The sequence below is a fragment of the Pseudomonas sp. S60 genome (assembly GCF_016647865.1).
GTDB lineage: Bacteria > Pseudomonadota > Gammaproteobacteria > Pseudomonadales > Pseudomonadaceae > Aquipseudomonas > Aquipseudomonas parafulva.
The window spans coordinates 1-12,789 of record NZ_JACVVH010000059.1 but is presented as its reverse complement, the minus strand read 5'-3'; the positions used below and the strand labels follow the sequence as shown (position 1 = coordinate 12,789).

Here is a 12,789-nt window from a genome sequence, read left to right as displayed (position 1 = left end):
TTTATCATTGAGGACCTAACATGAGCCAACCCCTGGATATCGCCGTTGTGGGCGCCACCGGCAGCGTCGGTGAAACGCTTGTACAGGTCCTCGAAGAGCTGGACTTCCCGGTACGCACCCTGCACCTGCTGGCGAGCATGGAGTCGGCAGGCAGCAGCGTGATGTTTGCCGGCAAGAAGCTCAAGGTGCGTGAAGTCGACAGCTTCGATTTCGCCCAGGTCAAGCTGGCGTTCTTCGCGGCGGGTGCCACGGTCAGCCAGGCATTTGCCCACAAGGCGGTGCAAGCGGGCTGTACGGTAATCGATTTATCTGGCGCGCTGGTCGGCGCGCTGCCGGTTGTGCCAGAGGCCAATGCCGAGCAGTTGGCGGGGGTCAGTACTCCGGCGCTCATCACCAGCCCTTGTTCGGCGGCGGTCGCCGTTGCGACCACGCTGGCGCCGCTTCGGCACCTGCTGGACATCGAGCGTGTCCAGGTGGTCGCGTCCCTGGCGGTATCTGCCCAAGGCCGCGAGGCGGTCAGCGAGCTGGCGCGGCAAACAGCCGAGTTGCTGAACGCTCGCCCTCTGGAGCCACGGTTCTTCGACAGGCAGGTGGCGTTCAACTTGCTGCCTCAGGTCGGCACCCCGGATGACCAGGGCCATACTGCTGTTGAGCGCCGCCTGGTGCAGGAGCTGCGGGCTGTGCTTGGCCTTCCCGACCTGCAACTCTCGGTTACCTGTATTCAAGTACCGGTGTTTTTCGGCGATAGCTTCAATGTGGCAGTGCAGAGCCGTGGTGCGGTCGATCTTGACGCGGTCAACCAGGCGCTGAACGTGGCGGATAGCGTCGAACTGGTGGAGCGTGATGATTATCCGACCCCGGTTGGGGACGCAGTGGGCCAGGACGTGGTCTATGTTGGACGTGTACGCCAGGGTATTGATGATGCGCAGCAACTCAACCTGTGGTTGACCACCGACAATGTGCGCAAGGGCGCCGCGCTCAACGCGGTGCAAATAGCGCAATTGTTGATTAAAGACAGGCTGTAAAAGATACTGGCGAGCACGTCTGTTCAGCTTCGCCTGCACGTTTCGGGACGATCCATACAAGGGAAGAGTTCATGCTTCGAATTCGCAAACTGGTTCTGGCCATGGCTGCAGCATCGGCGCTGTCGTCTGGCATGGCGAATGCCTTGGGCCTGGGGGAACTGACCCTCAAGTCGGCGCAGAACCAGCCGCTCGATGCCGAGATCGAACTGCTCGATGTGCGCGACCTCACCGCTGCCGAAGTGGCGCCCAGCCTGGCGCCCGCCGAGGATTTCACCAAGGCTGGCGTGCCTTTTGCCAGCGGGCTGCAAGACCTCACCTTTACCCCGGTGATCAACCCAAACGGCAAAAGCGTGCTGCGGGTGACATCCAGCCAGCCCATGCCCGGCCCGGTGGTGAAGTTTCTGGTGCAGGTGATGTGGCCCCAAGGCCGCCTGCTGCGTGATTACAGCGTGATGCTCGACCAGGCCAAGGCGCAGGGTGGGCAGGCGGCGCCCGGCAATGTAGCGCCCGCGGTCACGGCGGCCGGCAGTTACACCACTCAGCGCCGCGATACCCTCTGGCAGATTGCCGCACGCAATGCACAGGGCGGCTCTATTCAGCAGACCATGATTGCGATCCAGGCGCTTAACCCGGACGCGTTCATCGGCAACAACATCAACCAGCTCAAGGTGGGGCAGGTGCTGCGCCTGCCGGACTCGCAGCAGGTTCAGAGCATTCCCCAGGGCGAGGCCAACCGCGAGGTTGCCGAACAATATGCAGCCTGGCGTGAGGGGCGCCGGCTGGGTCCCCGTGCCCGCCAGCTGGACGCGACCCGCCGTGGTACCGCCGGCGCCGCGCCTGCGGCGATTGCCCAGGGCGACAACCTGCGCCTGGTCAGCCCGGGCGGCCAGGCCGGCGCGGGTCAGGCCAAGGCGTTGAACGACAAACTGGCCGTGGCTCAGGAGAGCCTGGACACCAGCCGTCGTGACAACGAAGAGCTGCACAGCCGCATGACGGACCTGCAGAGCCAGCTGGACAAACTGCAGCGTCTCATCGAATTGAAGAACGACCAGTTGGCCAGGCTTGAGGCTCAAGGGGCAGCCACCCCCGCGCCCGATGCTGCCGCGCCGGCCCAGCCCGCAGTTGACGCTGCTGCACCCGTGCAGCCTGTCGCCGACGCCGCGAGTACCGCTGCTGTAACCCAGCCACCTGTTGCAGTTCAGCCGGTGATCGAGCCGGCCCCTGCCGCAGCCGATACGGCGCCCCAGGCCGCTCAGGCTGACGCGCCAGCGGCTCCTGATGCATTGGAGCAGGTCCTTGGTAACCGTTGGCTGCTATGGCTGATCGCCGGCTCTACGCTCTTGGTGTTGGCGCTTCTGTTGTGGCTGCTGGCACGTCGGCGCAAGGCGCAGCAGGAGGCCGAAAAGCACCTGCGCATGGCGCGGGCGCTGGAGGAAGAGCAGATTGCGGGCTTTGCCCCCGATGTTGGCAGCCTTGAGGGTGTCGAGGTCTCACCGCCAACCGTGACCCTGTCCCCGGCTGTGGTGGCTGCCTCCGCAGCGGCTGCCACCGCGGCGGAAAAAGCGGTGGCACCGGAGCCGGTGGCCGATCCATACGCCGCTGTCCTGGTGCAGGTCGAAGAATGCCTGGCAGAAGGCCGTCTCAACCGCGCTACGGAGCTGCTGGAGCCTGCCATTGCCGCCGCCCCTGGGCGTGACGACCTGCGCTTGAAGCTGATGGAAGTGTATGCCCGCCAGGGTGACCAGAGCGCATTCGTGGAACAGGAGCACAAGCTGCCGGCCAATGCCACGAATACGGCAGAGGTGGCCAGGCTCAAAGAGCGCTATCCCACGATGATCGCACTGGCCGCCGCTGGCCTGGGCGCCGCCGCATTGGCCGCCAAGATGGACGAGCAGTATGTGCAGGGGCTTCTGGATGAGCAGCCGGCACCGGCAGAAGCGCCCGTGGCTCAACCACAGGCTCCCGACGAAGTACCCACCCTCGAGGCGTCGGAATCCGAGGCTTTGGACAGCAGTTTCGACTTGAGCCTGGACGAGCAGCAGGCCGGCGCAGACGATGACTTCGAAGCGATGCTGGCCCAGGCCAAGGCCGAGGCTGCTGCGCAACCTGCGGCGGACCTGCCCGATTTCGACCTGGATATCGATGCGCCTGGCGCGCCAGCCGGCCCAGGCGATACGCCGGTCGACGTGGCGGCCGAGCTGGAGGCGTTCGACAATGCACCCGCGTTTGACCCGGTGTCCGAGTTCGACCTGCCTTCAGACTTCGACCTGTCATTGTCGCTGCAGGACGATGATTCGCCCGCGGCGAACAGCTTCGCGTCGGAGCTCGATGACGTCAACGCAGAGCTGGACAAGCTGTCGCAAAGCCTGGAGTCACCCTCTCTGGAGCCCCATTTCACCGCTGAGGATGCTGCGGCCAATCCAGAGCCCGAGCCCGTGGATGACCTGGACTTCGACTTCTTCTCGGGGGCCGACGAGGTGGCGACCAAGCTTGACCTGGCTCGCGCCTATATCGACATGGGTGATCACCAGGGCGCGCGCGACATCCTTGATGAGGTGGTAAAGGATGGTGACCAGCGCCAGCGTGAAGAGGCCGAAGACATGCTGTCGCGCCTGGTTTGACAGCGCGCCGGGTTGGTCGGGGCGGCACCGCCCGGCCAGTTTTCCCCGTAACGGCAGCCCTCCCGGGCTGCCGTTGTCGTTATAATCGTCGCTATTTAGTCTTTCTACAGGTTTCAGTTTCTTGGACATCATCGACACCGCTGCCGCAGAATCGGCGGCCGAAGGCTACGCCCGTATTGCCCTTGGCGTGGAATACAAAGGTGCCCGCTATCGCGGTTGGCAGCGTCAGGCCAGTGGCGTGCCAAGTGTCCAGCAAGCGCTTGAAAAAGCCTTGTCGAAAGTTGCCAACGAAGCGATTTCGGTTGTGTGCGCCGGCCGTACCGATGCAGGGGTACACGGCTGTGGTCAAGTGGTGCACTTCGACACCCGTGCGGTGCGTGACGAGCGTGCCTGGACCATGGGTACCAATTTCAACTTGCCCCACGACATCAGTGTGGTCTGGTCCAGGCCCATGCCGGCCGATTTCCACGCCCGGTTCAAGGCCTGCGCCCGGCGTTATCGCTACGTGATCTACAACGACCCCATCCGCCCGGCGCACCTGGCCGAGGAGGTCACCTGGAACCACCGGCCACTGGATGTGCAGCGCATGGCCGAAGCCGCGCAGAGCTTGCTGGGCACGCACGACTTCAGTGCGTTTCGTGCCAGCCAGTGCCAGGCCAAGTCGCCGATCAAGCACATCTATCACCTGCGGGTTACCCGTCACGGGCAGATGATCGTGCTGGACGTGCGCGCTACGGCGTTTTTGCATCACATGGTGCGCAATATCGCGGGTGTGCTCATGGCCATTGGCGCCGGTGAGCGCCCGGTGGAATGGGCACGTGAGGTGCTGGAGGGGTGTGACCGCCGCCATGGTGGCGTCACAGCCCACCCGTTCGGGCTCTACCTGGTGCAGGTGGAGTACCCCGATGAGTTCGCCCTGCCGCAGCGTTACATCGGCCCACACTTTCTCACAGGCTATGAGGCATTGGCAGACTGACGCACGCCAGGGCATTTGCTAACATTCGGCCTTTCACCGTGTTAACAGGGTCGCTGTCCATGAGCATCGTTCGCAGCAAGATCTGCGGTATCACCCGCATCGAAGACGCGCTGGCGGCAGCTGAAGCCGGTGCCGATGCCATCGGCTTCGTGTTCTATGCCAAGAGCCCGCGCGCTGTAGACGTACGCCAGGCCCGGGCGATCATCGCCGAGCTGCCGCCGTTTGTGACCACGGTTGGGCTGTTCGTCAATGCATCGCGCTGCGAGCTGAGCGAGATCCTCGAAGTGGTACCTTTGGACCTGCTACAGTTCCACGGCGACGAAAGCCCGCAGGACTGTGCTGACCACAACCGTCCATGGATCAAGGCATTGCGGGTGCGCCCGGGCGACGATCTGCAGGCGGCCTGTCAGCATTATGCTGCTGCCCAGGGCATCTTGCTGGACACCTATGTACCAGGTATTCCGGGCGGCACGGGCGAGGCGTTCGACTGGTCCCTGGTGCCTGCCGGGCTCAACAAGCCGATCATCCTGGCAGGTGGGCTGTCCCCGGAAAACGTGGGGCAGGCCATTGCTCAGGTGCGCCCTTACGCCGTCGACGTCAGTGGCGGGGTAGAGCAGGCCAAGGGTATCAAGGACGCTGCAAAGATCGAGGCGTTCGTGCGCGCGGTGAAACAGGCTTGAGCGGATGTGACGGCTGGCCGCGCGCCATCGTCCATAGCTATCGCGGCCCTGCGGGGCGGCCGCCCGATAGAGGGCGGTCAATCGACTTTTCAACGGTGCAGTGCCATGGGTAATACCCGACGGCCGCTGCCCCAGCGTTTCAAACAAGCATTTGAGTTCAAAGGGCAGGGCAGGCCGGCAACGCTGGCCCCCGCCCGCCGATACTGGAGAAAGAAAGCATGAGCAACTGGTTAGTCGACAAACTGATCCCTTCGATCATGCGTTCCGAGGTGAAGAAGAGCTCGGTGCCTGAAGGCCTGTGGCACAAGTGCCCGGCCTGTGAGGCCGTGCTGTATCGTCCGGAGCTGGAAAAAACCCTCGACGTCTGCCCCAAGTGCAACCACCACATGCGCATTGGCGCCCGTGCACGCATTGATATTTTCCTCGACGCCGAAGGCCGCGCCGAACTGGGCGCCGATCTGGAGCCGGTTGACCGCCTTAAATTCCGTGACGGCAAGAAGTACAAGGACCGCCTGACCGGGGCCCAGAAGCAGACCGGTGAAAAAGACGCACTGATTTCCATGAGCGGCACCCTGATGGGCATGCCGATCGTGGTCAGCGCCTTCGAATTCTCGTTCATGGGCGGTTCAATGGGCGCTGTAGTAGGCGAGCGTTTCGTGCGGGCAGCCAACTATGCCCTGGAGCACCGCTGCCCGATGGTCTGCTTCTCGGCATCGGGCGGTGCCCGCATGCAGGAGGCACTTATCTCGCTGATGCAGATGGCCAAGACTTCGGCGGTACTGGCCCGTCTTCGCGAAGAAGGCATCCCGTTCATCTCGGTGCTGACGGACCCGGTGTATGGCGGTGTGTCGGCCAGCCTGGCGATGCTGGGTGATGTCATTGTTGGCGAGCCAAAAGCGCTGATCGGCTTCGCCGGCCCTCGTGTGATCGAGCAGACCGTGCGCGAGAAACTGCCAGAAGGCTTCCAGCGCAGCGAGTTCCTGCTGGAGCATGGTGCAATCGACTTGATCATCTCCCGCGGCGACCTGCGCCCACGCCTCGCCCGTCTGCTGGCGCAGATGACCGGCCAGGCCACCCCTGAACAAGCGCTTGAGGCGGCTGCTGTCGCGTGATGAAACAACGATCCCTGGGCGAATGGCTCGCCTATCTCGAGCAGTTGCACCCGTCGGCCATCGACATGGGCCTGGAACGCTCGCAGGCGGTCTTTGCCCGCTTGGCGCTGGGCAAGCTGGCACCCCGGGTGGTGACGGTAACCGGCACCAACGGCAAGGGGTCAACCTGCGCCTTTGTCGCATCGCTGCTGCGTGCCCAGGGGCTGAAGGTAGGGGTATACAGTTCGCCGCACCTGCTCCGTTACAACGAGCGGGTCGTCATCGACGCCCGTGAAGCCAGCGACGCGCAGTTGTGTGAAGCGTTCGCGGCTGTGGAGGCGGCGCGGGGCGACACCTCCCTGACTTACTTTGAAATGGGCACCCTGGCCGCGTTCTGGTTGTTCCACCAGTCGCAGCTGGATGCCGTGGTGCTCGAAGTCGGCCTGGGCGGGCGCCTGGATACGGTCAACGTGGTGGATGCAGACCTTGCGCTGGTGACCAGTATCGGCGTTGACCATGTTGATTACCTGGGGGATACCCGCGAGTTGGTGGCCTTTGAAAAGGCCGGCATCTTCCGCGCTGGTAAGCCGGCCGTGTGTGGTGATCTCGATCCCCCACAGCCGTTGCTGGACAAGGCCGCCGAGTTGGGCGCGCCGCTGCTGCTGCGCGGTCGGGACTTCGACCTGGACTGCGCAGAGGATGGCTGGCGCTGGCGCGGCACCACTGCTGAGGGTGCACAGGTAGCATTGGATGGCTTGCCGCTGCTCGACTTGCCCATGGAGAACGCGGCGCTTGCCTTGCAGGCCTACCTGCTGACAGGTCTGCCTTGGGATGGCGCGATGATCCGCCAGGCGCTGCTCGATACACGCATTACCGGGCGGCTCGACCGTCGCACATTCAGTTGGCAGGGTAGGCAGGTGGAGTTGCTGCTGGATGTCGGGCATAACCCGCATGCCGCCCAGTACCTCGCCCGTCGCCTGGCAGCCCGGCCCCTGGCCGGGCGCCGCCTGGCGGTGTTCGGGCTGCTTGCCGACAAGGACCTGGAGGGCGTTGTGGCGCCTCTGCACGGGCTGGTAGACGGCTGGGCGGTTGCCCCGCTCGCTACCCCGCGTAGCAGGCCAGCTGCAGAGTTGGCTGCGGCATTGACGAACCTCGGCGCAGCCGTGCAGTCCTATGCCAGTGTCGACGCTGCCCTTGAGGGGCAGTGCGCAGAGGCCCAGGCAGGTGATCAGGTACTGCTGTTCGGTTCGTTTTTCTGTGTTGCCCAGGCGTTGGAATGGCTGGAGCAACGCGCCCAGGAGGGTGGAATAGATGGCAGTGCTGGATAAAGGAATGAAGCAGCGCATGATCGGGGCGCTGGTGCTGGTGGCGCTGGCAGTGATTTTTTTACCGATGCTGTTTTCCCGCGAAGACGAGTTGCGCCAGGTCCATGTGGAGGCTCCACAGGCGCCGGCCATGCCGTCGCAGCCAGAGGTAAAGGTCGACCCTGTATCGGTGCCAGAGCCCCAGCCCGTTCCGGAGGAGGCGCAGCAGGCACCCGTGGTGGTCGATGAGTCCACGGCGCCTGCCAGTGCGCCGCGTCAGCCCATCACGCCTTCTGTGCAGGCACCGGCGCAAGCTTCAGTGCCTGCCACTGCAAAGCCTGAGCCCAAGGCGCCCGCTTCGGCAGCGCCAGCCGCCACGGCTTCCAAACCGGTGCCAGGGGCTGCGCCCTCCAAGATCGACGTGAACGGGTTGCCGGTCAGTTGGTCCATCCAGTTGGCGAGCCTGTCCAACCGCGCAGGGGCGGAGAAGCTTCAGCAGACCTTGCGCAGCCAGGGGTATAACGCCTATATCCGCGCAGCGGGTGGGCTGAACCGTGTGTTCGTTGGCCCGTTGATCGAGCGTGCCGAGGCCGAGCGTACCCGCGACGTCATAAACCGTCAGAACAGCCTCAAGGGCATTGTGGTGCGGTTCCAGCCTGAGCGTGGTTGATTTGCTTCAAGCTGTGCGGTTAGGGCCGCTTTGCGGCCCATCACGAGCTGCGCTCCCTCCTGCCGAGGTGGGCGGAATCGTCCGACATTCCGCTTAACCCCGGCTCGCCGCTCTGGTAAAATGCGCCGCCTCAAACGTCTGCAGGCAGCGCCGTGGCATTTACCCTGGTTGATTGGGCGATCATTGCGATCATCGCCGTCTCCACACTGATCAGTCTCAAGCGCGGCTTTGTCAAGGAAGCCCTGTCCCTGCTCATATGGATCGTTGCCGGTGCGGTCGCCTGGATGTTCGGCGGATCGCTGGCGGTGTATCTTGAAAGCTATATCCAGACGCCGTCGATGCGCGTCATCGCCGGCTGCGGCATACTTTTCGTGGCTACCCTGCTGGTCGGGGCAATGCTCAATTTCCTGGTCGGCGAGCTGATTCGTGTTACCGGGCTGTCGGGTACGGACCGTTTTCTGGGCATGGCCTTCGGCGCTGCCCGTGGGGCTTTGCTGGTAGTGGTGGCCATCGGGCTGCTGAGCCTGGGCCCGGTGCAACAAGACACCTGGTGGCAGGAGTCACGCCTGATACCACAGTTTTTGCTGGTCGCTGACTGGTCGAAAAACCTGATTCTGGGTTTCACCAGCCAGTGGATGTCCAGTGCCGGGGTCAGCACACCCGCTGACCTTCCGTTCAAGGAACAGCTGCTCGGGCCAGCCAGGCCTTGAGGGCTTTTCACTCAAGTTTCGTCAAAGTAGGGGTTGCGTCGCATGTGTGGCATCGTCGGTATCGTCGGTAAGTCGAACGTCAATCAGGCGCTGTATGACGCGCTTACGGTCCTCCAGCACCGCGGCCAGGACGCTGCCGGTATCGTGACCAGCCATGACGGCCGGTTGTTCCTGCGCAAGGATAATGGCCTGGTGCGCGATGTGTTCCAGCAGCGCCACATGCAGCGCCTGGTGGGCACCATCGGCATCGGCCACGTGCGCTACCCCACTGCGGGCAGCTCGACTTCGGCCGAAGCCCAGCCGTTCTACGTCAACTCGCCGTACGGCATCACCCTGGCCCACAACGGCAACCTCACCAACGTCGAGCAGTTGGCCAAGGAGATTTACGAGTCCGACCTGCGCCACGTCAACACCAATTCCGATTCGGAAGTGCTGCTCAACGTGTTCGCCCATGAGCTCGCAGTGCGTGGCAAGCTGCAGCCTACCGAAGAAGACGTGTTCGCGGCCGTGTCCCATGTGCACAGCCGCTGCGTGGGTGGTTATGCCGTGGTGGCCATGATCACCGGTTACGGCATCGTCGGCTTCCGCGACCCTAACGGCATTCGCCCGGTGGTGTTCGGCCAGCGCCACACCGACGAAGGCGTCGAGTACATGATCGCCTCCGAAAGCGTGGCCCTGGACGTGCTTGGCTTTACCCTCATTCGCGACCTGGCACCGGGTGAAGCGGTTTACATCACCGAAGATGGCCGCCTGTACACCAAGCAGTGCGCCGAGGCGCCAAAGCTGCAGCCTTGCATCTTCGAGCACGTGTACCTGGCCCGCCCGGATTCCATCATGGACGGTGTATCGGTGTACAAGGCGCGCCTGCGCATGGGTGAAAAACTCGCGGAAAAAATCCAGCGCGAGCGCCCTGAACATGACATCGACGTGGTCATCCCGATCCCTGACACCAGCCGCACTGCCGCCCTGGAGCTGGCCAAGCACCTGGGCGTGAAGTTCCGTGAAGGCTTCGTCAAGAACCGTTACATCGGCCGTACCTTCATCATGCCCGGCCAGGCGGCGCGCAAGAAATCGGTACGCCAGAAACTCAACGCCATCGAGCTAGAATTCCGCGGCAAGAACGTCATGCTGGTCGATGACTCGATCGTACGCGGTACTACCTGCAAGCAGATCATCCAGATGGCGCGCGAAGCCGGTGCCAAGAATGTGTACTTCTGCTCTGCAGCGCCTGCTGTTCGCTACCCCAACGTCTACGGCATCGACATGCCGAGCGCTCACGAACTGATTGCCCACAACCGTACCACCGAGCAGGTGGCCGAGTTGATCGGCGCCGATTGGCTGATCTATCAGGACCTTCCGGACCTGATCGATTCGGTCGGTGGCGGCAAGATCAAGATCGAGCATTTCGATTGCGCGGTGTTCAACGGTGAGTATGTCACCGGCGATATCGACGAAGCCTACCTTGACCGCATCGAGCAGGCCCGTAACGACCTGGCCAAGGTCAAGACCCAGGCTGTCAGCGCAATCATCGACCTCTACAACAACTGATTTCAGGGAGCGATGGCATGACCGATCAATGGGATGCCGGGCGACTGGACAGCGATCTGGAGGGTGTCGGTTTCGACACCCTGGCGGTGCGCGCCGGTCAAAACCGTTCACCGGAGGCTGAGCACAGCGAAGCGCTGTTCCTCACCTCCAGCTACGTGTTCCGCACGGCGGCCGACGCTGCCGCACGGTTCGCTGGCGAGACGCCGGGCAATGTCTATTCGCGCTATACCAACCCGTCGGTGCGTGCCTTCGAGGAACGGCTAGCGGCCATGGAGGGCGCCGAGCAGGCCGTGGCAACTTCTACCGGCATGGCCTCTATCCTGGCCGTGGTGATGTCGCTGTGCAGCGCCGGTGATCACGTGCTGGTGTCGCAAAGCGTATTCGGCTCCACCATCAGCCTGTTCGAGAAGTACTTCAAACGCTTTGGCTTGCAGGTGGACTACGTGCCACTGGTGGACCTTTCCGGTTGGGACGCGGCCATCAAGGCCAATACCAAGCTGTTGATCGTTGAGTCCCCTTCAAACCCCTTGGCTGAACTGGTCGACATCGCTGCCCTCAGTGAGATCGCCCACGCCAAAGGCGCCATGCTGGTGGTGGACAACTGCTTCAGTACACCGGCATTGCAGCAGCCATTGAAGCTAGGTGCCGACATCGTGTTCCATTCGGCCACCAAATTCATCGATGGCCAGGGCCGTTGCATGGGCGGGGCGGTGGCCGGCCGTGCCGAACAGATGAAGGAAGTGGTAGGTTTCCTGCGCACTGCAGGCCCGACACTGAGCCCGTTCAACGCCTGGATCTTCACCAAGGGGTTGGAGACCTTGCGCCTGCGCATGCGCGCGCACTGTGAAAGCGCTCAGGCCTTGGCCGAGTGGCTGGAGCAGCAGGACGGCATCGAGAAGGTGCACTACGCTGGCCTGCCCAGCCACCCGCAACATGAACTGGCCAAACGCCAGATGAGCGGCTTCGGTGCGGTGGTCAGTTTCGAGGTCAAGGGTGGCAAGGAAGGTGCCTGGCGCTTCATCGATGCCACTCGGGTGGTTTCTATCACCACCAACCTGGGCGATAGCAAAACCACCATCGCCCACCCGGCTACCACCTCCCACGGGCGTTTGACGCCGCAGGAGCGTGAGGCGGCGGGCATCCGCGACAGCCTGATCCGGGTTGCGGTGGGCTTGGAAGACGTGGCCGACCTGCAGGCTGACCTGGCGCGTGGGCTGGCGGTGTTGTAATGGAAATCAGCGGTGCTCCCCCCGGCCATAATGGCCGTGTTGCCCTGGTTACCGGTGCCGCTCGCGGCATCGGCCTGGGTATTGCCGCCTGGTTGATCTGCGAAGGTTGGCAGGTGGTGCTCAGCGACCTGGACCGGCCACGGGGCGCCAAGGTGGCCAAGGCACTGGGGGACAACGCCTGGTTCATCACGATGGATGTGGCAGACGAAGCTCAGGTGAGCGCCGGGGTGTCCCAGGTCCTGGGGCAATTTGGCCGTCTGGATGCGCTGGTGTGCAACGCGGCTATTGCCAACCCGCACAACCAGACCCTGGAAAGCCTCAGCCTGGCCCAATGGAACCGGGTACTGGCGGTGAACCTGAGCGGCGCCATGCTGTTGGCCAAGCACTGTGCGCCGTACCTGCGCGCGCACAATGGGGCAATCGTCAACCTGGCGTCGACCAGGGCCAGGCAGTCCGAGCCCGACACCGAGGCTTACGCCGCAAGCAAAGGCGGCCTGGTTGCGCTTACCCATGCCCTGGCTATCAGCCTGGGCCCGGAAATACGCGTCAATGCGGTAAGCCCCGGCTGGATTGACGCCCGCGATCCCTCCCAGCGCCGCGCCGAGCCACTCACCGAGGCAGACCACGCCCAACACCCGTCCGGCAGGGTAGGGGCGGTCGAGGATGTGGCCGCGCTGGTGGCCTGGCTGCTGTCACGCCAGGCGGCGTTCGTCACCGGGCAGGAGTTCGTGGTTGACGGCGGCATGACCCGCAAGATGATTTACGCCTAGTGGGGTTGGCAGCTTTCATTCTTGAGAAAAAAACCAATGGGGCTATTGACTTAGCTTCATCACCTGCGTAAATTTCGCGGACTGAGCGAAGCAAACGCAACACGCAACATCGCGAGGGTGATTAGCTCAGCCGGGAGAGCATCTGCCTTACAAGCAGAGGGTCGG

At 63.4% G+C, this 12,789-nt stretch carries 11 protein-coding genes; all 11 read left to right on the top strand.

Going from position 1 to position 12,789, the window contains the following annotated elements:
- The first annotated feature begins 20 nt into the window (after positions 1-20).
- Entirely contained in the window at positions 21-1,025 is a 1,005-nt protein-coding gene (locus IAE33_RS21875) for an aspartate-semialdehyde dehydrogenase (RefSeq protein WP_201165115.1), read from the top strand.
- Positions 1,026-1,096: 71 nt separating this feature from the next.
- Positions 1,097-3,646 (top strand): FimV/HubP family polar landmark protein, encoded by a 2,550-nt coding sequence (locus tag IAE33_RS21870; protein ID WP_201165113.1) that lies wholly within the window; start codon positions 1,097-1,099, stop codon positions 3,644-3,646.
- A gap of 121 nt (positions 3,647-3,767) precedes the next feature.
- A complete protein-coding gene (gene truA, locus IAE33_RS21865; protein ID WP_201165111.1) occupies positions 3,768-4,622 on the top strand; it encodes a tRNA pseudouridine(38-40) synthase TruA in 855 nt (284 codons plus the stop codon).
- 59 nt (positions 4,623-4,681) lie between these two features.
- Positions 4,682-5,302 carry a phosphoribosylanthranilate isomerase gene (locus IAE33_RS21860; RefSeq protein WP_201165109.1) on the top strand — a complete coding sequence of 207 codons (621 nt, stop codon included), beginning with the start codon at positions 4,682-4,684 and terminating at the stop codon, positions 5,300-5,302.
- A gap of 218 nt (positions 5,303-5,520) precedes the next feature.
- The gene (accD, locus tag IAE33_RS21855) at positions 5,521-6,414 is read left to right on the top strand and encodes an acetyl-CoA carboxylase, carboxyltransferase subunit beta (protein WP_028632371.1); all 894 of its coding nucleotides are present in this window, start codon (positions 5,521-5,523) and stop codon (positions 6,412-6,414) included.
- Complete coding sequence (gene folC, locus IAE33_RS21850) at positions 6,414-7,721, top strand: bifunctional tetrahydrofolate synthase/dihydrofolate synthase (RefSeq protein ID WP_201165108.1); 1,308 nt, start codon at positions 6,414-6,416, stop codon at positions 7,719-7,721. Before accD ends, folC begins: the two co-directional genes overlap by 1 nt.
- On the top strand, positions 7,705-8,367 hold the full coding sequence (locus tag IAE33_RS21845; protein WP_201165107.1) for an SPOR domain-containing protein: 663 nt from the start codon (positions 7,705-7,707) through the stop codon (positions 8,365-8,367). The genes folC and IAE33_RS21845 overlap by 17 nt, the downstream gene beginning before the upstream one ends.
- Positions 8,368-8,519: 152 nt before the next feature.
- A complete protein-coding gene (locus IAE33_RS21840) occupies positions 8,520-9,077 on the top strand; it encodes a CvpA family protein (protein WP_028632374.1) in 558 nt (185 codons plus the stop codon).
- A 42-nt stretch (positions 9,078-9,119) separates the two neighbouring features.
- Positions 9,120-10,625 (top strand): amidophosphoribosyltransferase, encoded by a 1,506-nt coding sequence (gene purF / locus IAE33_RS21835; protein WP_028632375.1) that lies wholly within the window; start codon positions 9,120-9,122, stop codon positions 10,623-10,625.
- 17 nt (positions 10,626-10,642) lie between these two features.
- The gene (locus IAE33_RS21830) at positions 10,643-11,854 is read left to right on the top strand and encodes an O-succinylhomoserine sulfhydrylase (protein ID WP_201165106.1); all 1,212 of its coding nucleotides are present in this window, start codon (positions 10,643-10,645) and stop codon (positions 11,852-11,854) included.
- A complete protein-coding gene (locus tag IAE33_RS21825) occupies positions 11,854-12,624 on the top strand; it encodes an SDR family oxidoreductase (protein ID WP_060483612.1) in 771 nt (256 codons plus the stop codon). The genes IAE33_RS21830 and IAE33_RS21825 overlap by 1 nt, the downstream gene beginning before the upstream one ends.
- The last annotated feature ends 165 nt before the right edge of the window (positions 12,625-12,789 follow it).